21 protein-coding genes and 1 pseudogene are annotated in these 20,482 nt (G+C 67.1%); 12 read left to right on the plus strand and 10 right to left on the minus strand.

The features are described from left to right. Positions 1-74: 74 nt before the first annotated feature. Positions 75-479 carry a 6,7-dimethyl-8-ribityllumazine synthase gene (gene ribH, locus ACZ45C_RS11840; RefSeq protein ID WP_460560832.1) on the plus strand — a complete coding sequence of 135 codons (405 nt, stop codon included), beginning with the start codon at positions 75-77 and terminating at the stop codon, positions 477-479. A gap of 30 nt (positions 480-509) precedes the next feature. Beyond that, on the plus strand, positions 510-1,664 hold the full coding sequence (locus tag ACZ45C_RS11845; protein WP_460560834.1) for a pyridoxal phosphate-dependent aminotransferase: 1,155 nt from the start codon (positions 510-512) through the stop codon (positions 1,662-1,664). Positions 1,665-1,783: 119 nt separating this feature from the next. On the opposite strand, the gene ACZ45C_RS11850 is transcribed toward ACZ45C_RS11845, so the two are convergent. The 3 genes from ACZ45C_RS11850 to ACZ45C_RS11860 form a co-directional block, all read right to left on the minus strand. Then, a complete protein-coding gene (locus ACZ45C_RS11850; protein ID WP_460560836.1) occupies positions 1,784-2,839 on the minus strand; it encodes a sensor histidine kinase in 1,056 nt (351 codons plus the stop codon). 10 nt (positions 2,840-2,849) lie between these two features. Continuing rightward, complete coding sequence (locus ACZ45C_RS11855) at positions 2,850-4,124, minus strand: IS4-like element ISH8B family transposase (RefSeq protein ID WP_010890432.1); 1,275 nt, start codon at positions 4,122-4,124, stop codon at positions 2,850-2,852. 429 nt (positions 4,125-4,553) lie between these two features. Then, a complete protein-coding gene (locus ACZ45C_RS11860) occupies positions 4,554-5,726 on the minus strand; it encodes an MFS transporter (RefSeq protein ID WP_460562502.1) in 1,173 nt (390 codons plus the stop codon). Positions 5,727-5,950: 224 nt separating this feature from the next. On the opposite strand from ACZ45C_RS11860, the gene gatC reads away from it, so the two are divergent. From gatC to ACZ45C_RS11885, 5 genes are all read left to right on the plus strand, one after another. Next, positions 5,951-6,277, plus strand: coding sequence for an Asp-tRNA(Asn)/Glu-tRNA(Gln) amidotransferase subunit GatC (gatC, locus tag ACZ45C_RS11865; protein WP_460562500.1), 327 nt, complete (start codon positions 5,951-5,953; stop codon positions 6,275-6,277). Further along, the gene (gene gatA, locus ACZ45C_RS11870) at positions 6,278-7,573 is read left to right on the plus strand and encodes an Asp-tRNA(Asn)/Glu-tRNA(Gln) amidotransferase subunit GatA (protein WP_460562498.1); all 1,296 of its coding nucleotides are present in this window, start codon (positions 6,278-6,280) and stop codon (positions 7,571-7,573) included. Next, complete coding sequence (locus tag ACZ45C_RS11875) at positions 7,570-8,076, plus strand: DUF5797 family protein (RefSeq protein ID WP_460562496.1); 507 nt, start codon at positions 7,570-7,572, stop codon at positions 8,074-8,076. The genes gatA and ACZ45C_RS11875 overlap by 4 nt, the downstream gene beginning before the upstream one ends. Positions 8,077-8,150: 74 nt before the next feature. Beyond that, entirely contained in the window at positions 8,151-9,944 is a 1,794-nt protein-coding gene (polX, locus tag ACZ45C_RS11880; protein WP_460562494.1) for a DNA polymerase/3'-5' exonuclease PolX, read from the plus strand. A 95-nt stretch (positions 9,945-10,039) separates the two neighbouring features. After that, a complete protein-coding gene (locus ACZ45C_RS11885) occupies positions 10,040-10,729 on the plus strand; it encodes a DUF7095 family protein (protein WP_460562492.1) in 690 nt (229 codons plus the stop codon). 32 nt (positions 10,730-10,761) lie between these two features. Here the strand turns inward: ACZ45C_RS11885 and ACZ45C_RS11890 are convergent, their stop codons facing one another. After that, positions 10,762-11,733 carry a transcription initiation factor IIB gene (locus ACZ45C_RS11890; protein WP_049982774.1) on the minus strand — a complete coding sequence of 324 codons (972 nt, stop codon included), beginning with the start codon at positions 11,731-11,733 and terminating at the stop codon, positions 10,762-10,764. Positions 11,734-11,909: 176 nt separating this feature from the next. Between ACZ45C_RS11890 and ACZ45C_RS11895 the strand changes: the two genes are divergently transcribed. The 3 genes and pseudogenes from ACZ45C_RS11895 to ACZ45C_RS11905 all read left to right on the plus strand — a co-directional run bounded on the left by ACZ45C_RS11895 (position 11,910) and on the right by ACZ45C_RS11905 (position 13,288). Further along, positions 11,910-12,686 carry a cobalamin-binding protein gene (locus ACZ45C_RS11895; RefSeq protein WP_460562490.1) on the plus strand — a complete coding sequence of 259 codons (777 nt, stop codon included), beginning with the start codon at positions 11,910-11,912 and terminating at the stop codon, positions 12,684-12,686. Further along, a pseudogene (locus ACZ45C_RS11900) lies at positions 12,683-12,852 on the plus strand (DUF84 family protein); the annotation flags it as partial. The gene ACZ45C_RS11895 and the pseudogene ACZ45C_RS11900, both read left to right, overlap by 4 nt. 184 nt (positions 12,853-13,036) lie before the next feature. Beyond that, positions 13,037-13,288, plus strand: coding sequence for a DUF7123 family protein (locus ACZ45C_RS11905; RefSeq protein WP_460562488.1), 252 nt, complete (start codon positions 13,037-13,039; stop codon positions 13,286-13,288). On the opposite strand, the gene ACZ45C_RS11910 is transcribed toward ACZ45C_RS11905, so the two are convergent. Then, on the minus strand, positions 13,289-13,894 hold the full coding sequence (locus tag ACZ45C_RS11910) for a winged helix-turn-helix transcriptional regulator (protein ID WP_460562486.1): 606 nt from the start codon (positions 13,892-13,894) through the stop codon (positions 13,289-13,291). A gap of 67 nt (positions 13,895-13,961) precedes the next feature. Next, a complete protein-coding gene (locus ACZ45C_RS11915; protein ID WP_460562484.1) occupies positions 13,962-15,104 on the minus strand; it encodes an SPFH domain-containing protein in 1,143 nt (380 codons plus the stop codon). A gap of 135 nt (positions 15,105-15,239) precedes the next feature. Here ACZ45C_RS11915 and ACZ45C_RS11920 point away from each other — a divergent pair, with 135 nt between their 5' ends. Further along, complete coding sequence (locus ACZ45C_RS11920; RefSeq protein WP_460562482.1) at positions 15,240-15,992, plus strand: protein sorting system archaetidylserine synthase; 753 nt, start codon at positions 15,240-15,242, stop codon at positions 15,990-15,992. A gap of 66 nt (positions 15,993-16,058) precedes the next feature. Here the strand turns inward: ACZ45C_RS11920 and psmB are convergent, their stop codons facing one another. After that, positions 16,059-16,790, minus strand: a complete 732-nt coding sequence (gene psmB / locus ACZ45C_RS11925; RefSeq protein ID WP_460562480.1) for an archaeal proteasome endopeptidase complex subunit beta — start codon at positions 16,788-16,790, stop codon at positions 16,059-16,061. Between the two features lie 147 nt (positions 16,791-16,937). Beyond that, entirely contained in the window at positions 16,938-17,111 is a 174-nt protein-coding gene (locus ACZ45C_RS11930) for a hypothetical protein (protein ID WP_460562478.1), read from the minus strand. Positions 17,112-17,449: 338 nt separating this feature from the next. Between ACZ45C_RS11930 and ACZ45C_RS11935 the strand changes: the two genes are divergently transcribed. Continuing rightward, the gene (locus tag ACZ45C_RS11935; RefSeq protein ID WP_460562476.1) at positions 17,450-18,106 is read left to right on the plus strand and encodes a uracil-DNA glycosylase family protein; all 657 of its coding nucleotides are present in this window, start codon (positions 17,450-17,452) and stop codon (positions 18,104-18,106) included. 397 nt (positions 18,107-18,503) lie between these two features. On the opposite strand, the gene ACZ45C_RS11940 is transcribed toward ACZ45C_RS11935, so the two are convergent. Both ACZ45C_RS11940 and ACZ45C_RS11945 read right to left on the minus strand, forming a co-directional pair. Beyond that, positions 18,504-19,742 carry an asparagine synthase C-terminal domain-containing protein gene (locus tag ACZ45C_RS11940; protein ID WP_460562474.1) on the minus strand — a complete coding sequence of 413 codons (1,239 nt, stop codon included), beginning with the start codon at positions 19,740-19,742 and terminating at the stop codon, positions 18,504-18,506. 5 nt (positions 19,743-19,747) lie between these two features. Then, on the minus strand, positions 19,748-20,431 hold the full coding sequence (locus ACZ45C_RS11945) for a PHP domain-containing protein (protein WP_460562472.1): 684 nt from the start codon (positions 20,429-20,431) through the stop codon (positions 19,748-19,750). Positions 20,432-20,482: the final 51 nt, after the last annotated feature.

The raw sequence follows: 20,482 nt of genomic DNA on the forward strand, positions 1-20,482 counted from the left end.
GGTGGCGTCTCTCGACGGGTACCGTCCGGCGGTCGAACGGTAGACCTTTGCCGCCTCCCGTGTGACCGACGGGTATGGTCTCGCTGGGACTGGTGGTGGCTCGGTTCAACGACTCCGTCACGGAGCCGATGGCCGAGGCCGCCCGCGAAGCGGCGGCCGAGCGCGACGCGGTCGTCGTCGACGAACTGTCCGTGCCGGGAGCGTACGACAGCCCGCTGGCCGCCGACAGACTCGCTCGACGCGACGACGTCGACGCCGTCGCCGTCGTCGGAGCCATCGTCACCGGCGACACCGACCACGACCGCGTCATCGCGAACGCGACCGCCGAGACGCTCACGCAGGTGAGCCTCGACCGCGACACCCCCGTCACGTTCGGCGTGAGCGGCCCGGGAATGTCCGGCGCGGAGGCGCGCGAGCGGATCGACAAGGGCGCGGACGCGGCCGACGCCGCGCTCGACCTCGCAGCGGAACTCGACTGACAGACCGACGTGCCGACTCCACACACGACAATGACCGACGCATACGACTTCTCGGACCGCATCGAACGCGTAGAACCCAGCGCGACGCTGGCGATATCGAACCTCGCCGCCGAAAAGGAGGCCGAGGGGGCCGACATCGTCGACCTCTCGGTCGGCGAGCCCGACTTCGACACCCCGGAGAACATCGTCGAGGCCGGCAAGGCGGCCCTCGATGCCGGCCACACCGGCTACACGTCCTCGAACGGCATCCCACCGCTCAAGGAGGCGATCGCGGATAAGCTCCGCGGGACCGGCATCGATGCCGACGCCGACGAGGTGATCGTCACTCCGGGCGGCAAGCAGGCCCTGTACGAGACGTTCCAGACGCTGATAGACGCTGGCGACGAGGTCGTCCTCCTCGATCCGGCGTGGGTCTCCTACGAGGCGATGACGAAGCTCGCCGGCGGCGACCTCTCGCGCGTCGACCTGGCCCCGCACGGGTTCCAGTTGGAGCCCGCCCTCGACGAACTCGCCGAAACGGTCTCCGACGACACCGAGCTGCTCGTCGTCAACTCCCCGTCGAACCCCACCGGTGCCGTCTTCTCAGAGACCGCCCTAGAGGGCGTCCGCGACCTCGCCGTCGAACACGACATCGCCGTGATCTCAGACGAGATCTACGAGCGGATCGTCTACGACGCGGAGCACGTCTCGCTCGCGAGCCTCGACGGCATGGCCGACCGCACGATCACGGTCAACGGCTTCTCGAAGGCGTACTCGATGACCGGCTGGCGGCTCGGCTACATCCACGCGAAGGGCGACTTCGTCGGCGAGGCCGGCAAACTCCACTCGCACTCCGTCTCGTGTGCGGTCAATTTCGTCCAGCACGCCGGCGTCGAGGCCTTGGAGAACACCGACGAGTCCGTCGCGGAGATGCGACGGGCGTTCGCCGACCGGCGCGACCTCCTCGTCGACCTGTTCGGCGAACACGGGATCGACGTGGACGTCGGCGACGGCGCGTTCTACATGATGCTCCCCGTCGACGAGGACGACCAGGCGTGGTGTGAGGCCGCGATCGAGGAGGCCTCGGTCGCGTGCGTCCCGGGCAGCGCGTTCAACGCACCGGGATACGCGCGCATCTCCTACGCCGCCAGCGCGGAGCGGCTCCGCGAGGCGGTCGACCGGCTGGTCGCGAACGACCTGTTGTAGTCGCTACCGCGTCCGCTTATCCGACCGTCCCGACGCGGCTCACGCTCGAACGGCTCTGTTGGAATGCGAATCAAGTAATATATCTGATCTGTGTGCGGTCAATACAGACGGAAAACCGATCATTCGGTTTGAACTCCAGTTATCTCGAATCGTGCACCCCCAGTTGTACTATCAGTGATGAATATTTTCCACCCGTGTGCATCCGCGACTCTGTGGACAATACTGAGTCCGAAGCCTGTATTCTCCGTCGTTCCCGAATAACCGGCTTCGAACACAAGCTCACGCTCGGATGCTGGGATTCCTGGCCCATCATCGGCGACATACAGTCCGTTTTCTGTGACCCCCACTTCGATGGAAACTGACTCCCCACCGTGTTCGACGGCGTTGCGAAACAGGTTTTCAAACAGTCGCTTGAGACGCGGTTCGTCGGCACGAATCGTCGTATCCTCAAATGCTATTGTAAGAGTAGCGTCGCTGGTCTGGATACCTTCCCACGCATCATCAACGCACGATTTCAAGCTGACCGGTGCTGGGTTCTCTACCGATTCATCAATCCGAGTAAAGGTGAGAATATCTTCGATAAGCGTATCCATCCGCTTGTGAGCCTTGTCGATTTTCGAGACGGATTCCTGAATCGAGCCACTCAATAATTCGACCTGCCCCTGAGCGATAGCCAACGGATTCCGGAGATCGTGCGATACGATCCCGGTCATTTCCTCAATCTGTTCCATATCTCGTTTGTACCGGTTTTGAATACGCCGATGGTGGAGTTCATTACTTGCCCACGTGGACAACATATCGATGAGGATCTGTTCGCGTTCGGTGATTGGATCCTCTCTGGGCTCAGAACTCGCAAAACAGAATGTCCCATAGGTTTCGTCCTCGAATTCGATCTTTCCACCGAGATAGGTTCCGAGTTCAAACCGACGATATGCGGGATCTGTGACAAATCCCTCTTGCTCAGCGTTATTGATATGAAAGATCCCATTTGGCTGTTGAATCGTTTTCCGACAGTACGACTCGGAAAGCGGCACCGATTCATCTGCCTGCAATAACTCGTGATCGCCCCTTGCGAGTTCGATTGTTTGCGTCTCGGTAGCTACCTCAACCCGACTGAGGAATCCATATGGTAATTCAAGCCGGTCTGTCTCTAACTCAAATAGGCGATCAACCATTCGTCTTTAGTTAAGACTCACACCTCGGTTGTGTAGCGGTAGCGAGCGTCTCTTGTAAGATCGGTCGTTGCTTGTGGATCTTCTGTGCGTCCTCGATCAGCCGCTCCAACAGCGGCGGTGGCGAATAACCGAGGTGCTCACCGAGTTCGTGGAGGATGAGCTGGGCGTGCGACCGGAAGGTCGCCGCCCAGCGTTCCGGTGGAAACACGAGCTCATCATCCGCCTGCTCGGTGACCAGATCCAACAGATCACGGCTCACAAGCAGTGACAGCAACGCTGCGTACAGCAAGATCTTCACCACGTGCTCGTTGCTCGTGTCGAACTCGTCCAGGTCGTACTGCGTCTTCAACTCACGGAACAGCAACTCCACTTCCCACCGACACCGGTAGATCTGCGCTAAATCCGCCGGAAAGAACTCCTCTCGCGACAGATTTGTCACGTATAGATGGTAGTCGTCGGCGTCCTCGTCGCGGACGCCGACGACGCGGAACCGCTTCGTATCCAGCGACCGCGTCCCGTTGTACGGCCCGCGCTTGAACTCGACTTCGACTTCCACATCGATGTACGTCCGGTCGAGATCGTCGAGCACATCACGGAGTTGCTTGCCCTCCAAGGGAATGGCGCGGCCGCGCCATTCCCGTAATTCATCCGTAATCACCGGATTCGCGTTCTGTTTCAGCCGGCTCACGAAGGAGCCGCCGTTCTCGTCGATCCGCGCAAACCGTCGGTACTTGAAGTACGCGAGGTCGAACAATACGAGGCGGTTCTCAAGCCACGACCCTGTCTTGAACAGCGTGCTGTCGTGTGCTTTCTCGTCGGTAACGTCGATCCGTTCAATCGTCTGTTCAGTGGCATTGTGGAGCAGGTGGAGCTTCGCTCCAGCCTGCTCCTCGTGGCGGGCTTCGAACTGATCAGCGAGAAACTCGTGTAACCGCAACACCGTTCCATCAGCGATCATTACATCACTGAATCGGTCGATGTCAACGTCAACAGTGTCGGGAACAGCGACCTCGTCGAGACCGTGCTCGACGAGGTCGCGGAAGTACTCCGCGAGCGTCGGCGTCAACCGCTGATAGAACCCACCCGGTGAGATCGGCTCGTCAGCTGTGGAGTTGTAGCTGCGTCGAAACCCTGCGAGTGTTCGGCGTTCGCCTGCGGCGAAGCCGAACACGAATGCCCAGACGAAGACGGGAATCTGGAGCTTGCGGTCGCGTTCGACCACGCCGAGTTCCTCGGCGTGCTCTTCGAGGAATTCGGAGGGAAACAGTGTAGTGAGCCGACGCATAATCCGTGATGAGGAGGTTTCGTTGTGCACACTCGACACCTCCTCATTCCTTCCGAAAAGTAGCCTCGATAAGCCGCCACTGTCACGCGGTTCGTCTCCTAACTAAAGACGGATGGGCGATCAACCTTCGTAGAAAAATTCGTATCCGAATCGTTGGTTATGTTCCACAACTGTTGGATATGCTCCAGCGGAGGATCGTGTCCGGAATCAGTATTCGATGATTGAGACATTGTCTGATCTTAACATACACATGGCTTGCTTGTCAAATTACTAAAGCTTTTCCCACTTTTGTGCAACTTATCGATTCCGTTGGCAGACCAACCGCACAATTCGCACTCTTCAGCGACCGGCTGTTTCATCCCGTTTTGTGTTCGAAGAATGAACTTTCAACAGGCCCGTTCGAACCGAAATCCGATCGTTCGCCGCGGGTCAGTACCCCGTTCCGAGCAGTTTGTTCCCGACCAACACCGCGAGCGCGATCACGTACAGTCCGGAGAGCAGCGCGAAGGAGACGCCCCAGCCGAACAGGTCCGCGGCCAGCCCGACGCCGAACGAGCCCGTCGAGCCGACGACCGTGTAAACGGTGCGAACGAGCCCGAACCCCGCACCCCGCTCGGTGTCGCTCAGCGCGTCCATGAACCGCGGGTCGATGGCCGAGAAGAAACTGGAGCCGAGGCCGGCACCCGCGACGCCGAGCGCGACACCGCCGACGCCGGGGACGGCGACGAATCCGGCGGCACCGACCGCGCCGGCACCGATCGAGATCCCGATTCCGGTGTCGCGGCCGAACCGATCTGCCACCTTCCCGGTGCCGATCTGCGCGACCGTCCGGACGACGAAGAACGCGGAGAATATCGCGGCGGCGGTCCCCGGCGAGTAGTCACGGAACGCGACGAGAAACGTCGGGAGAAAGGACATGACGCCCTGGACGACGTACGTGCCGATCATCGCGACGAACAGCGGCAGGAGTATCTCCGGGCGCGAGAGCAACTCGACGAGCGGTGCGAGCTTGAGTCGATCGCGCATCGGCTGGTCGGGCCGGCGGGGCTCGGTCGGACGGACGCCCCGGACGAACAGCACGAAGACGGGCACGCCGACGACCGCCGCGAGCGCCACCGCCGGCCGCCACCCGTACCGAACGCCAACCCACGCGGCGGCGACGGGGGCGGTCAGTCCGGCGAGCGGCCCGCCGACCGAGTGGAGGCCGACCGCGGTTCCGAGTTCGTCGAACGTCCGCGAGAGAAGCGTCGTCGCGACCGCGTAGTGGAGCCCCGCGGCGAGGCCGAGGAGGACGGCCACGAGCACGAACACGGGGAACACCGGCGCGAACGCGAGAAGTGCGCTCATCGCCGCCGAGCCGCCGACGGCAACGAGGATCACCCGGCGCTCGCCGTACCGGTCCGCGAGGATACCGCTCGGGAACTGCGAGACGCCGTACGCGAGCCACATGCCAGACAGCGCCGCCCCGATGGCGGTGTTCGACACCGCGAAGTCGTCGACGATGAAGGGGACGACCGGGCTTATCGCCAGCCGGGCGAAGTACGTCACGAAAAAGGCGAGCATGCAGAGCGCCAGCACGGTGTGGCGGTACCGCCAGTTCATGGCCGTGCTCGCTCCGCCGGGTCGCCGAGCTGCTCCCGACCGCTACCGAGTTGTTCTCCGACACCGACGCTCCGTCTCCCGACGCCGACAATCCATCGCCAACCCCGACACATGAACCGGCCTTTTCGGCGCGGCGAAATGTACCCTCCGATACCGGTCGCCCGCGTGTCGGCGGTCGTGCGGAGTTCCGAAACCCTTACTCCCGGTCCGGGACACCTCGACGTATGAGTGATACGTCCGAGTCGACGGACGACGGGGGCGGCGACGACGCCGCGTCCGCCGCGTCCGTCGACGCCGATGCGGTCCGTCACGTCGCGGAACTGGCCCGCGTGCGCCTCGACGACGACGAGGTGGAGACGTTCGTCGACCAGTTCGGCGACATCCTCGACTCCTTCGAGGCCCTCGACGAGGTCCCCGAGACGGACCGCGAGGAGGACCTGATCAACGTGATGCGCCCCGACGAGATCGAGGAGGGCCTCACGCAGGAGGAGGCGCTGTCGAACGCCGAAGAGACGGAAGACGGGTTCTTCGTGGGACCGAAGGTGTCGTAGATGTCGGCCGATCTCAACCTGTTCATCACCGAGGAGACGATCGAGGGCGACGCCGAGGGACCGCTCGCGGACGCGACCGTCGCCGTCAAGGACAACATCTCGACCGCGGGGATCCGGACGACCTGCGGCTCCGAGATGCTCGCCGACTACGTCCCGCCGTACTCCGCGACGGTCGTCGACCGCCTGGCCGAGGCCGGGGCGACGGTCGTCGGCAAGACGAACATGGACGAGTTCGGGATGGGGACGACCACCGAGACCTCCGCGTTCGGCCCCACGCGAAACCCCGTCGACCCCGAGCGCGTCCCGGGCGGCTCCTCCGGCGGCTCCGCGGCCGCAGTCGCGGCGGGCGAGGCGGACCTCGCGCTCGGCTCCGACACCGGCGGGTCGGTCCGCTGTCCGGCCGCCTTCTGCGGCGTCGTCGGGATCAAGCCGACGTACGGTCTCGTCTCGCGGTACGGGCTCGTCGCGTACGCGAACTCGCTCGAACAGATCGGCCCGATCGCGGACACGGTCGAGGAGGCCGCCGCCGCGCTCGACGTCATCGCCGGTGCGGACCCGAACGACGGGACGACCCGCGACCTCGAGGAGGTCGACGGCGCCGACCCCGACGCGAGCTACGCCGCGGCCGCCGACGGCGACGTGGACGGACTCTCCGTGGGCGTCCCGACGGAGCTGTTCGACGGCGCGGACGAGCGCGTCGTCGAGACGGTCGAGGCGGCGATCGACGACCTGGAGGCGCGGGGCGCGGAGACGACCGAAATTTCGCTGCCCTCGGTCGAACACGCGGTACAGGCGTACTACGTGATCGCGATGGCAGAGGCCTCCTCGAACCTCGCGCGGTTCGACGGCGTGCGCTACGGTCACCGGAGCGAGAGCGACGGGAACTGGAACGAGTCGTTCGCGGAGACCCGCGAGGCGTTCGGCCCCGAGGTCAAACGCCGGATCCTGCTCGGAACGTACGCGCTCTCTGCGGGCTATCACGACAAGTACTACGAGAAGGCCCAAGACGCCCGCGCGTGGGTCCGGCAGGACTTCGAGGACGCCTTCGAGGACGTCGACGTGATCGCGTCGCCGACGATGCCGGTGCTCCCCTTCGAGCTGGGTGAGAGCCTCGAGGACCCGCTGCGGATGTACCTCGCCGACGCGAACACCACCCCCGTCAACCTCGCGAACCTCCCCGCTGTCTCGGTGCCCGCGGGCGAGGCGGACGGGCTCCCGGTCGGGCTCCAGCTCGTCGGTCCGGCGTTCGGCGAGGAGGCGATCATCCGCGCGGCGAGCGCGGTCGAGGAGCGATGAGCCTCACCGACGAGGAGCTGAGCCGGCTCGCCGACGTGGTCCGGCTGCAGCCGACGAAGAACGGCGAGCTACAGGAGGCGTGGGGGCTCGAGAGCGGCAGCGAGGTCCACCAGTATCTCGAGAACCACCTCAAGGAGTACTACTACCGCGACGACGACAGCCTGATCCGGTCGACCGCCGAAGCGAACGACCTCGTTGACGTCGAGCCCGGTATCGAGGCCGACGCGGTCGCGAAGGGCGGCGCCCCCGAGACGATCCGCGTTCCGGAGCTGGAGGCGCAGGTGTTTCAGGTGGTCGCCGGTCCCGACGAGCGCTCGCAGTCCGTCGTCGCCGTGCTCAACGCCGTCCGCGACGCGTTCGACGCCGATCCCGACGTCGACGCGGTGCGCCGGGCGCTCCGCAGCCTCGAACGCAAGAACGTGGTCGAAGTCGTCTACCGTACCGTTCCGACGTTCAAACTCGCCGTCGAGCGCGACGCGGTCACCGTCGAAATCGCGGAGTGACCGGCCGGCGCGGTGTGGGGCCCGCTGCGGATCCACGCTGCGGTATAAGTACCGTGCGGCCGAACGGACGGCCAATGAGCCGGAACGACGAGGTCGCCGACCGCCTCGACGAGTTCGCCGACTTGCTCGAAGCGACCGGCGTGGAGTACAAGCCGACCGCGTACCGTCGCGCCGCCGAGAACGTTCGCGACCATCCCGCGGCCGTCGAAGCGCTCGCCGAGGAGGGCGAGGACGCGGTCGGTGAGATCGACCGCGTGGGCGACGCCATCGCCGCGAAGATCGTCGAGTACGTCGAGACCGGATCGATCGAGGAGCTGGAGGAACTCCGCGAGACGCTGCCGGTCGACATGGCGGCGCTGACCGCGGTCGAGGGGGTCGGTCCGAAGACGGTCGGATCGCTGTACGAGGCGCTGGGAATTACGACGCTCGACGAACTCGAAGCGGCGGCGGAGGCGGGCGAGATTCAGGAAGTGTCGGGATTCGGCGCGACGACGGAACAGAACATCCTCGACAACATTCCGTTCGCTCGCGAGTCGCGCGAGCGGACTCGCCTCGGTGACGCTCGTCCCGTCGCTGACGCGGCGCTGTCGTACCTCACCGCGCTCGACGGGGTCGAGGTCGTCGAGGTGTGCGGGTCGATCCGCCGCTGGAAGGCGACTATCGGGGATATCGACCTACTCGTCGCGAGCGACGCGCGCGATCCGATCGTCGAGGCGTTCACCGCGTGGCCCGACGCCGACGACACGATCGAGGCGGGCACGGGAAAGGCGAGCGTCCGCGCGGACGGCACCCGCGTCGACCTCCGGATCGTCGACCCAGACGAGTTCGGCGCGGCGCTGCAGTACTTCACCGGATCGCGCGCGCACAACGTCGCGGTCCGGAACCGAGCGATCGAGCGCGGGCTGAAGCTCAACGAGTACGGTCTCTTCGACGTGCGCGACGTCGACGATGCGGACGAATCGATCGAGACGGACGACGGCTCCGCCGAGGCGACCGCCACCCGCGTCGGCGAGCGCGTCGCGGGCGGGACCGAAGACGGCGTGTACGAGGCGCTCGATCTCGAATCCGTGCCGCCCGAACTCCGCGAGGACACCGGCGAGGTCGCGGCCGCCGCCGAGGGGCGACTCCCGGACCTCGTTGCGCCCGGTGACATCCGCGGCGACCTCCACACGCACACCGATTGGTCCGACGGCGGGTTCGCGATCGAGGAGATGGTCGCGGCCGCCGCCGAACGCGGCTACGACTACCACGTCGTCACCGACCACGCGACCGGCCCCGGGATGGTCGGCGGCGTCGGTCTCGACGAGGCGGCGATCGCGGAACAGGCCGACGCGGTCGCGGCGGCGGCCGGCGAAGTCGAGGACGCGATCGAGGTGCTCCACGGGATCGAGGCCAACATCGACGCCGACGGCGACCTCGCGACGAGCGACGAGACGCTCGCCGACCTCGACCTGGTCGTCGCCTCGCCGCACTCGGGGCTCGGACAGGACACCGAGAGCGCCACCGAGCGACTGGTCAGCGCTGTCGACCACCCGCACGTCGACGTGCTCGGCCACCCAACCGGGCGGCTCATCAACGAGCGGCCGGGACTCGACCCGGACGTCGAGGCGGTTGCGGAGGCGGCCGCGTCAGCAGGCACCGCGATCGAGGTGAACGCGAACCCCGCCCGGCTCGACGCCGACGGCGGATTCGTGCGCGCGGCGGTCGAGGCGGGCGCGACGATCGCCGTCAACACCGACGCGCACGCGCCCCGCGAGTTCGACAACGTCCGGTACGGTGTCCACACGGCTCGACGGGGGTGGGCCGAGACCGCAGACGTTCTCAACGCGCGCTCGCTCGACGATCTGCTGGCGTTTCTAGACGGGTAGATGCCGACGCCCGCGACGAGAAGTTGTCCTTCGACGCGATCTACGTCCGACGCCGAGCGTAACGGGTTTGCCCGGCGACCGTCTACCGTGATTCGATGGAACGAGACCGAGCCGTCGACAGACTGGAGGCGCTCGTCGACCGCGTCGAGCGCGAGCCGATGCCCGTGCCCGTCCGGGAGGTCTGGGCGTTCGGGGACGTGGCGCTCGGGCTCGACCCGATCGAGCGGCTCGACGTCTACCTCACGAAAGACGTGATCATGGGCGGGGACGCCGAGGCGGCCGCCGACTTCGAGGCGGAGTACGGCGTCAAGGGAGTCGGGACCTCCGTCAGCGCGGAGTGGGCCGAGGCGAATCCGGACCAAATCCGTGCGAGCGACAACGGGTACGCGGCCCCCGAGAAGTGTCTGGCGGCCGAGCTCGTCGACAGCGAGGGACAGAGTCTCTCGGAAAACCGGTCTTCGCCCGGCGACGTCGACGAGCCGATCCACCTCGAAGTGTGTAACGCGAGCTTCGAGGACAACGTGCGCCAGCGGCTGAAGGGCGCGCTGGCTCGCGACGCCTACGAGGAGGTGCTCGATCCCCGAGGGGTCTGTCTGTGGGTCGACGGCACCCGCGACGAGGAGGCGTTCGACCGGCTGCGTGCGGCCGATCTGGCGATGCCGACGCTCGCCAACGCGCTGGGGATGCTCGGTGCGGACGAGGACGTCGCGAGCGCGGCCGCCGAGACGCTCGCCGCGCAACGGGCCGAACAGGAGGGCGCGTCGGTGCGCGGCGACATGGTGTGACGGGGCGAGAAACGGGCCAGATCAGCGACTGATCAGGCGACGAGGCCGTCTTCGGCCTCTAACAGCTCGTGGTAGCGGTTCCGGATCGTGACTTCGCTGATGTCGGCGACGTCCGAGACGGCCGCCTGCGTCGTCTTCTCGTTGGTGAGCAGCGCAGCGGCGTAGACGGCGGCCGCGGCGAGACCGACCGGCGACTTGCCCGAGTGGACGCCCTTCTCCTTCGCGTTGCGCAGGAGGCTCTTCGCGCGCATCTCGGACTCCTCGCTCAGTTCGAGGTCGGAGGCGAACCGGGGGACGTACTGCTCGGGGTCCGCGGGCTTCACTTCGAGCTTGAGTTCGCGGACGACGTAGCGGTAGGTGCGGGCGATCTCCGCCTTCTCGACGCGGGAGACGTCGGCGATCTCGTCGAGGCTGCGCGGGACGCCGGCCATCCGGGCGGCGGCGTACACGCAGGAGGTGGAGACGCCCTCGATGGAGCGACCCGGCAGGAGGTCCTCGTCGAGCGCGCGGCGGTAGATGACGGAGGCTGTCTCACGGACGTTGTCCGGGAGCCCCTGCGCCGACGCCATGCGGTCGATCTCTCCGAGCGCCTGTTTCAGATTGCGCTCTTTCGAGTCGCGCGTGCGGAACCGCTCGTTCCACTTGCGGAGCCGCTGCATCTTCTGGCGCTGGCGCGCGCCGAGCGAGCGGCCGTACGCGTCCTTGTCGCGCCAGTCGATGTTCGTGGAGAGCCCCTTGTCGTGCATCGTGTTGGTCGTCGGGGCTCCGACACGGCTCTTCTCGTCTTTCTCGCGGGAGTCGAACGCGCGCCACTCCGGCCCGCGGTCGACCGAGTCGGCCTCAACGACGAGCCCACAGTCGGCACAGACGCTCTCCCCGTGCTCCTCGTCGTTGATGACGTTCCCGTCGCACTCGGGACAGCTCAGCGTCTCGTCGGTGCGTTCCGATTCGTCTTCCGTCTCCGTTCGGGAGCGACTCCCCCGTGTGTGTAATCGTTCACTCATGGCGTAACCCTCTCCCGGTAACTGAACACTGCCCGAGAGCGATCTTGCCCGATAAACGGCAGAACCGAACTTAAAACGACCGGAACGTGTCGCCGAAAACTCGACAAAAGCACACGATCTATCACGTGTTTTCGGCGATCGAAACGCTTGCACCGTTCGCGCGCAGACCCCCGACCATGTCCGAACTCCGCGTCGTCTCGCTCGCGCCCAGCGCGACGGCGACCGTCGCGGCGATCGGTGCCGCCGACCGGCTCGTCGGCGTCACCCGTCACTGCGACCTGCCGGAAGCGGCCGAGACGACGCCCGAGGCGGTCGGTGGGTGGCTGAATCCCGACCTCGACCGAGTCGCCGCCCTCGACCCCGACGCGGTCCTCACGAGCGACGGCTTGCAGGCCGAACTCGCCGAGGCGTGCCGCGACCGTGGACTCCCGGTCTGCCACCGCGCGCCGGCCGACCTCGACGCGGTCGTGGCGACGTTCGCGGCCCGCGGCGACGACGTGGGACGACCCGGGGCCGGCGAGCGGCTCGCGTCCGCGGCCCGCGAGCGGCTCGAACGCGTCGCGGAGGCGGTCGCCGACCGACCGCGCCCGACCGTCTACTGCGAGGAGTGGTCCGACCCGCCGATGGCCGCCGGCAACTGGGTGCCCGACGCCGTTCACGCCGCCGGCGGCCGGTACCCCTTCGTCGACGCGGGCGAGCGCTCGCGCGAGATCGATATCGACGCCGTCGCCGCGGCCGACCCGGATCACGTCGTCGTCCACGTCTGCGGACACGGCGAGCGGGTCGACCCCGCGAGTATCGCCGGGCGCGACTGGAGCGTCGACGCGCCGGTCCACGTGATCGACGACTCGCTTCTGAACCAGCCGAGCCCGGCCCTGATCGACGGGATCGAGCGGCTGGCGCGGACGTTCCATCCCGACGTGGTTCCGGATTCGGAGAGAGACCGCCCGTGACGGACCTCCGAGACAGCCAGGGGCTACGGGTCGGCGTGGGCAGCGGCAATCTGGTGAAGCGACTCGCCGTCGAACGGTGTTCGACGCGGACGCCATCGAACCGGTCCCCGTTCCGTCCGGGGTGAGTGAGCAACCGGTCGGCCACGCGGAGACGATCGCCGGCGCGCTCGGCCCGTTCGGTTCCGACCTGTACTGATCTGACTCGCGAACGCACCCGCCGTTCACGGATCGTACCGAAACGCCCCGCTGGGCCGCCCGAGCACGAGCGACAACCTCCCAAAACCGCACGACAGCGAGGTGTTAACTCGCTCTACCAACCGCCTTATGTGGTGAGCCGACTACTGTCAGGTATGAGCACGGTACATCCCGACGCGGCCGCGATCGAGTCTACAGGCCTCTCCGCGAAGCAGACGCGCATCCTGCGGTACCTTCGGGAGAACGCCGACGACCGGACGTACTTCAAATCGCGGCTGATCGCCGACGATCTCGGCCTCTCGGCGAAGGAGGTCGGCGCGAACATGGGGCCGGTCGCCGACGCCGCCGACATCGACGTGGAGAAGTGGGGGTACTCCTCGGGAACGACCTGGATGGTAACGGGCTGACTACGGGTCGTACGCGACGAGATCGGCGGCCTCGTCGGCGAACGCGACCGCGTCCGCGTCGAAGGAGTCGGCGTACCGGACCACGAGCGTGAGCAGCCGCTCGGGTTCGGTCAGCGCGTACCCGTCGGTCCGATCGAGGAGGCCGGCGTCTTCGAGCGCGGCCGCGGTCGCGCTCACCGTCGGACGCGACACGTCGAGTGTCGCTGCCAGGTCCGCACCGGCCGCGTCCGGATCGCGCAACAGCGCGAGGATCAGTCCGCGCGCGGTCTCCCGTCGGAGGTAGCCGAGCGCCCGCTTGTCGAGGTCGTCGAAGCGCTCTGCCGGGAAGTACCGGCGATAGTCGGCGTCTTTCGCCGACTCGATCTCCCCGGCGTCCGCCAGCGTCCGTAGGTGGTACTGGGCCTCGCCGGTGCCAAGTTTGAGGTCGTCGCGGAGCTTCGAGAAGTGCGCGCCGGGCGTCGTCGGGACGTATCCCCGGATCGCCTCCCGGGTCTCGTTGTCGTCCCCGGCATCTGCGCTCGCGCTTCCGACGAACGGAGCGGCGGCTCCGATGGCGGCGAACCGCCGGAGCGTCTCTCGCTTCCGTCCGTCGAAATCGTCTGTCACGGCCTCTGATAGTCGTCGACGGCGCAAAAGCACTTCGCTCGGGGGGAGCCCCCGAGACATCTCCGCGTCAGGACTCGGGCTCGCGTTCGACCTCGGCGTCCGCGCCCTCCTCGTCCATCTCTTGGATGACCTCGTCGGCCGATCTGATGTTCGCGCCCGCGTCGCCGGCTTTCACCGCCTCCGCCTCCTTCTCTAGCTCCTCGACGTCCATCTCCGCGGACTCCTCTATCTGTCCGAGGATCTCGTCGATGTCGTCGAGTCCGAGCATGGTGCGCGTCTCCTCGTCGAACTCCTTGCCTTCGAGCCCGTCCATCTGTTGGACGTCGGATCCGGACAGGGCCTTGCCGTAGCGACCCACGAGACTCGTGAGTTCCTGCGGGAGGACGAACGTGGTGGACTCGCCTTTGCCGATCTCTTCTAGGGTCTCCATGCCCCGCTCGATGATGGCGCGCTCGCCCATCGACTCGGCCGAGCGGGCGCGGAGCACGGTGGAGATCGCGTCCCCCTGCGCTTCGAGGATCTGCGACTGTTTTTCACCCTGCGCGCGGATGATGTTCGACTGCTTGTCACCCTCCGCCTGCTCGACCGCCGAGCGCCGTTCCCCCTGGGCTTCGAGGATCATCGCGCGCCGGCGGCGCTCCGCGGACGTCTGCTGTTCCATCGCCTGCTGGACGTCCTTCGAGGGGTTGACCTCGCGGACCTCCACGCTCTCGACGCGGATCCCCCACTCGTCGGTCGGCTCGTCCAACTCCTTGCGGATCTTCGCGTTGATCTCCTGGCGCTTGTTCAGCGTGTCGTCGAGTTCCATGTCGCCGAGGACCGCGCGGAGAGTGGTCTGTGCGAGGTTCGAGACGGCCTTCTTGTAGTCGTCGACCTCTAAGAACGCCTTCTTCGCGTCCATCACCTTGATGTAGACGACCGCGTCCGCGGTCACCGGCGAGTTGTCACGCGTGATCGCCTCTTGGCGGGGAACGTCGAGCGTCTGCGTCCGCATGTCGAACGGGTACGTGCGGGAGACGAACGGCGGGATGAGGTTGATTCCCGGTTCGAGCAGCTTCCGATACTCGCCGAAGACCGTGAGCGTCTTCTTCTCGTAGGCGTCGACGATCTCGACCGACTGCCACAGGGTGATGATCGCCAGCAACAAGAAGAGCAGACCGACGCTCACCAGCCCAAAGCCGAGACCGGATTGGAGGGTAATCGGGCCCATACCGACGGTTAGGCCATTGGACGCTTAATACTTCGGCCGCGTCGATCGCTCCGTCGGTCGCGACGGTGATCTGAGTCGGTCGCTATCCGACCCGCGATAATAAACCCTAAACCCCGGCTCGTCGACCGATCCGGTATGCACCTGCGGTTCGTCGGGCGGCTGGGGCTCGCGGACGCGGTGACGGTGGCGAACGCGGCGGTGGGATTTCTCGCCGTCGTGGCCGCGACCGTCGACGCCACGCTCGCGGCCCGGCTGATCCTTCTCGCCGCCGTCGCCGACGGGCTCGACGGCGTCGTGGCCAGACACCGCGGCTCGACGGACGCCGGGCCGTACCTCGACTCACTGGCCGACGTGGCCTCGTTCGGCGTCGCCCCCGCCGGACTGGTCGCGTTCCTCGTCCTCGACGCGCGGTCGTTCGCGACCGATCCGCTGTTCGTCGCCGTCGGTCTCGCAACGGCGGGGCTGTTCGTCTCGGCCGCGGTCGCTCGCCTCGGGATGTACACGGCCTACGACAGCGGCAGCCGCGAGACGATCGGCGTGCCGACCACGCTCGCCGCGACGGTGCTCGCCGCCGGGGTCATCGCCGGGTACACCGCGCCCGCGCTGCTCGTCGCGGCCACCGCGGCCTTCGCCGTGCTGATGGGGTCGACTATCACCTATCCCGACCTCCACGCGCAGGACGCGCTCGTCATGGGCGTCGTGCAGGTCGCCGTGATCGTCACCCCGCTCGCGCACGTGGCGACGGCGCGTCTCCCGCCGTGGATCGGAGAGGGGTTCGCGTTCGCGCTGCTGTTCCTCTCGTGTGGCTACCTGCTTCTCGGTCCGCGGTTCTACTGGGGCGACGGGATCCGGTCGCCGCCCGACGAAGCCACGGAGCAGCGAGCCTGACCGGGCACCGCGCCGACGCGCGGTCCGGTCGAAGACAGCAAAACAGCGGTCCGACAGGGACCGCGCTTACAGCAGCGCGTCGAAGTCCTTGTAGCGGGTGATGTCGACTCCCTCGTCGGTGACGACGGCGACGTTGATCCCGTTGCCGGACGCGAGGTCGCGCTCGACGGCGGACTGGATCGCCTTCGCGGCGATGGTCTTCGCCTCGTCGACGGTGACGTCGTCGTGGTACTCCTGTTCTAAGACACCGAGGGCGTACTGCGAGCCCGAGCCCGTGACGGTGTACTCCTCTTCGGTCGTCCCGCCGAGGGCGTCGATGGAGTAGATGTGGGCGCCGTCGTCGTCGACGCCGCCGAGGATCGGCTGGACGATGAAGAATGCGCCCGTCCGCAGGAGGTTGCCGGTGAGCGTCGAGAGCGCCTCCATCGACATGTCCTTGCCGCGACGAGTCTCGTAGAGGCTCGTTTCGGCCTTGAGCGTGGAGATGAGGTTCTGCGCGGCGGAGACGGAGCCGGCGATAGTGAGAGCGCCCCGGGGGTGGACTTCCTCGACCTTCTGGACGTCCTTCGAGGAGACCATGCCGCCCATGGAGGCGCGCATGTCGGTCGCCATCACGACGCCGTCGGGGGTGCGGATGCCGACGGTGGTCGTACCCGTCTTCATCTCGCCCTCGCCGTCGGCCTGCGCCGCGCGGCGTTCGCTGTGTTCGAACTCGCCGATCTCCGGTCCGAAGACGGGCTGGTCGCGGCCCAACTCGTCGACCGGGCTGCTGGAGAGATCGCCAGTCGGTGGTCGCATTACGCTCTCGTTGGCCCGGCGCGCTGATAAAGGCAACCCTTCGGGGACCGACCACCGGTTCCGACGGGACTATGAGTCCGCTGCGACCGGACCGGCCGCAGATCGGACCGGACAGTCCGTCGCAGCGGCACGCCGAGGCTCGTGAGTTTACCTGTCGGCGTTCTCGTACGCGGAGCCGGTGGTCTCGACGAGCCGGCCGATGGGGACGTTGATGCCGAGTCGGTTGCGCGCGAAGACGGCAACCGGGAACAGCGAGATGCCGATGGCGACAGTCGCCTGGTGCAGCCCGAAGAGGGCCGCCGAACGGATGCGGTCGAACATTAGTCTTCACCGACCCGAGCATCGGGGTGTATATATACTTTCCGTGGCGCGCGTCGTCTTGAACCCGACGCAGTCGTGCGTTTTCGAAAAATCGTATATGAATTTCGAAACGATTCGGTCGGTCGGCCGCGGCCTTCATATCACAGGCCGTGTGAACCACGCTCGTTTCCATAAGTTATGTGAATTACCACCGACTCGTGCGCCTCACTTCACGCCCCGTACGGCTCGTGGTGTCGGGCCGATATCGGCACCCGCCGCCGTTAGCAAGGGCAGTCCGGATCGGCCGCGGCGACCGCAGACCGAACGGGATATATCCGGGCGCGCACCTATCGGTTCGCGTGCAGAACGTTACGGACCGGACCCGCAATCCGTTCGGGATGCGGCCCGACTGTCAGACGTACGTCCCCGGCTACGGCGACGCCAACGCGGACTTTCACGTCGTCGGCGACCACCCCGGCGTCCACGGCGGCGTCGAGGCCGGCGTCCCGTTCACCGGTGAGCCGTGGTCGGACGCCTTTCTGTCGGCGTTGACTGACGCCGGGCTGATCGCGGGATTCGATTCGGACGCCGCGTCAGCGGCCGGCGAGGCGCCGATCCGATCCGAGCGTTCGTTCTTCTCGTACCTCCACATGTGTGCGACGACGGGGACGCCGAGCGAGGACGCCTACGCCGACATGGAGCGGTTCTTCGACGCGGAGCTCCGAGCGATCGCGGCCCACGTTCTGCTTCCGGTGGGCGCGCGCGCGACCGACCACGTCCTCCGGGAGTACACTGCGCGGGCGTGGAAGACCGACATCGACATGGAAACGCTCCACGCCGAGGAGATCCTCGGGTCCGGCTGGCTCGTCGTCCCGATCAGAGACCCCGCCGAGTGGGCGGACGGCGACGGGGATCGGCTCGTCGACTCGCTCCGAGAGCTCCAGTCGACCGACTTCCGCCGGGAGAGCGATCTCGGTCGCTTCATCGCCGGCAGCGATCCGTATCTGGTCAGGTGATCCGGCCCCCTCGGGCGTCTCGAACCGCGGCAGGCGACCCGGGTCCCGTCGGGCGTCCCAGATCCGGGTCGACGGCCTTCGAGCGACCGTCGACCCGTCGACGACGATCGCCGCGGTCACTGGACCGCTCCGATTCCCTGCCTGATACACGTGGGGTTCCGACGGTGCTCCGGGTCGCGGATCGGATCGTTCGGGAAGAACCAGAGAAAGGACAGCCCGATCGTCAGCATTTGGGCTCGTAGGGTAGCTATATTTGTCACTACTGCCCGTATTTTATAACGACCGCTGCTATCTCACACCAGACGCCCGATCGATCGGGCGTCGGCCGTAGGACTGGTACTCCATACGGTGGCTTGGTCAGCACCGGCCCTCACGGGCCGTTTTTCAATCGAGACGCTCAGCCGTCGCTCAACAGCTCGTCGAGATATCGCCCGACGTGGTCGTCCATGCGACGCTTGAACCCCGCCCGTCGCGCGAGCCGGTCGAGTTCGCGCGAGACGTACGTCCCGTACTGGACCGCCTTCTTGTCGGCCGTTCGGACCGACTCGGGGACGCGTCCCGCCGCCGCGCGGCGCAGAGCGATTTTGCGCTCGCCGTCGGCCGAAAGCAGCGATCCCGGCAGCGCGAGCGCGGCGTCGACGATCCGGTCGTCGAGAAAAGGGGCGACCGGCTCCGCTCCGGCCGCCCGAACCGCGAGCACGTCCCGTTCGAGCTGGTCCGGCAGCGTGCGGACGGTTTCGGTCCGCGCCCCTCGGACAGTGTCCGCGTCGACGCGGTGGTCCTGTGCGGGCTCTTCGACCTTGCTGTAGCCGCCGAACAGCTCGTCTGCGCCCTGTCCGACCGCGATCCGATCGAACCCGTCGTCGGCGACCGCCTCGGCGACGAGGTACAGCGGGACCGCGATGGCGACGTCCATCGGGTTCCGTCGGCCCGTCGCGCTGGCGACCGCGCGGACCGCGCGGACCAGTTCCCCGTGGGTGATCTCGACGACGCGGAGGTCGGTTTCGCGACCCGTCTCGGCGGCCGCCTCGCGCGCGGCCGCGACATCGTGACACCCCTCGAAGCCGGCGACGTACCGGGGAGCGTCCGGCACCGCCGCGGCGACGACGCCGGAGTCGACGCCGCCGGAGAACGCCACGGCGAGGTCGGCGGTCCCGCTCTCGTTGCCCGAACCGCCGCCGTCGTCGCCTCCCCCGGCGAGATCACCGAGGACGCCGTCGAGCGCGTCGGTGACTGCGGCCTGTCCGACGGCGGGATCGACGGGCCCGTCGTCGGGGAGCGTCCAGACGCGTTCGACGCCGCCCGACGACACGACGCTGCCGGCGGGGACCGACGCCGGATCGTCGAGGTCGGCGCTGTCGGCGCTCCAGTTGCCCGGTGCGGTCGGGTCGCGGTCAGTGGCGGTCGAACTCTGGTCTGTTGTCGGGTCGGAATCGAGGTCCGGAGCCGTCGCGTCACGTTCGACGAACAGCGGCTCTCGTCCGAGCACGTCGCGGACGAGGACGGGCCCGGACCGGTCGGGCGGGTCGGTGAGGCGTCCCGCGAAGCCGCGCCCGCCGGGAAGCGGATCGCGAGTCCGGAGGGCGGCGCGAACGCGGTCGGCCGACGCGCCGCGGAGCGCGGGTGATCGCGTCATCTCGGTCAGCGAAGCTCCCGGAGCGCGCGGAGGGCTCTCCGCTTCGCGCCGCCGCCGAACTGACGGAGCGAGACGCGCCACGGCGTTCGTTTCCCGACGACGCTGGTCCGACCGTCGCGGATCGCGTCGAGGACCGCGTCGGCGGACCGTTCCTCGGCGGCGACTTCGGTCACCGCCTGCCCGACCATCTCGGAGATGTGCGCGTCGCTGCCGGCGGTCATCGGCAGTCCGTTGCGTATCGCGAACGTCTCGGCCTGTCGGTTCGAGCGCCCCGTGAACAGCCGGGAGTTGTACACTTCGAGGGCGTCCGCGCTCGCCAGCTGCTCGTCGGTGATGTGAGCGGCGACGCCGTGGCGGGACTTCTGGAAGGGGTGGGGGACGACCGCGATCCCGCCCAGCTCGCGGATCCGGTCGAGCGTCTCGTCGAAGGGGAGGCCGCTCTCGACGCGCTCGTCGATGCCGAACGCGAGGACGTGACCCGCGGCGCAGGTCACCTCCATCCCGACGATACCGACGAGCCCGTAGTCGGCGGCCTTCTCGGCCGCCTCGATGCTGGCGTCGATCTCGTCGTGGTCCGTGACGGCGAGCGCGTCGAGGCCGACTCCCGCCGCCTGCTCGAGCAGGAGCTCGACCGGGTCACGCCCGTCGTACGAGAGCGCCGAGTGCGCGTGCAGCTCGACCGATAGCACGCGCTTGCGTTCGCGGGTCGACTTAAAAAGCGCCTCGGTCCGCGGCGGCCG

The organism is Halorubrum pallidum, assembly GCF_055380345.1.

What these genes read in the sequence shown, in the direction of transcription:
- ACZ45C_RS11860 (WP_460562502.1), bottom strand. Translation starts at nt 5,726, where the DNA reads ATGAACTGGCGGTACCGCCACACCGTGCTGGCGCTCTGCATGCTCGCC.
- ACZ45C_RS11920 (WP_460562482.1), top strand. Translation starts at nt 15,240, where the DNA reads ATGCACCTGCGGTTCGTCGGGCGGCTGGGGCTCGCGGACGCGGTGACG.
- ACZ45C_RS11905 (WP_460562488.1), top strand. Translation starts at nt 13,037, where the DNA reads ATGAGCACGGTACATCCCGACGCGGCCGCGATCGAGTCTACAGGCCTC.
- psmB (WP_460562480.1), bottom strand. Translation starts at nt 16,790, where the DNA reads ATGCGACCACCGACTGGCGATCTCTCCAGCAGCCCGGTCGACGAGTTG.
- ACZ45C_RS11885 (WP_460562492.1), top strand. Translation starts at nt 10,040, where the DNA reads ATGGAACGAGACCGAGCCGTCGACAGACTGGAGGCGCTCGTCGACCGC.
- ACZ45C_RS11850 (WP_460560836.1), bottom strand. Translation starts at nt 2,839, where the DNA reads ATGGTTGATCGCCTATTTGAGTTAGAGACAGACCGGCTTGAATTACCA.
- ACZ45C_RS11895 (WP_460562490.1), top strand. Translation starts at nt 11,910, where the DNA reads ATGTCCGAACTCCGCGTCGTCTCGCTCGCGCCCAGCGCGACGGCGACC.
- ACZ45C_RS11875 (WP_460562496.1), top strand. Translation starts at nt 7,570, where the DNA reads ATGAGCCTCACCGACGAGGAGCTGAGCCGGCTCGCCGACGTGGTCCGG.
- ACZ45C_RS11930 (WP_460562478.1), bottom strand. Translation starts at nt 17,111, where the DNA reads ATGTTCGACCGCATCCGTTCGGCGGCCCTCTTCGGGCTGCACCAGGCG.
- polX (WP_460562494.1), top strand. Translation starts at nt 8,151, where the DNA reads ATGAGCCGGAACGACGAGGTCGCCGACCGCCTCGACGAGTTCGCCGAC.
- gatA (WP_460562498.1), top strand. Translation starts at nt 6,278, where the DNA reads ATGTCGGCCGATCTCAACCTGTTCATCACCGAGGAGACGATCGAGGGC.
- gatC (WP_460562500.1), top strand. Translation starts at nt 5,951, where the DNA reads ATGAGTGATACGTCCGAGTCGACGGACGACGGGGGCGGCGACGACGCC.
- ACZ45C_RS11855 (WP_010890432.1), bottom strand. Translation starts at nt 4,124, where the DNA reads ATGCGTCGGCTCACTACACTGTTTCCCTCCGAATTCCTCGAAGAGCAC.
- ACZ45C_RS11890 (WP_049982774.1), bottom strand. Translation starts at nt 11,733, where the DNA reads ATGAGTGAACGATTACACACACGGGGGAGTCGCTCCCGAACGGAGACG.
- ACZ45C_RS11915 (WP_460562484.1), bottom strand. Translation starts at nt 15,104, where the DNA reads ATGGGCCCGATTACCCTCCAATCCGGTCTCGGCTTTGGGCTGGTGAGC.
- ribH (WP_460560832.1), top strand. Translation starts at nt 75, where the DNA reads ATGGTCTCGCTGGGACTGGTGGTGGCTCGGTTCAACGACTCCGTCACG.
- ACZ45C_RS11940 (WP_460562474.1), bottom strand. Translation starts at nt 19,742, where the DNA reads ATGACGCGATCACCCGCGCTCCGCGGCGCGTCGGCCGACCGCGTTCGC.
- ACZ45C_RS11845 (WP_460560834.1), top strand. Translation starts at nt 510, where the DNA reads ATGACCGACGCATACGACTTCTCGGACCGCATCGAACGCGTAGAACCC.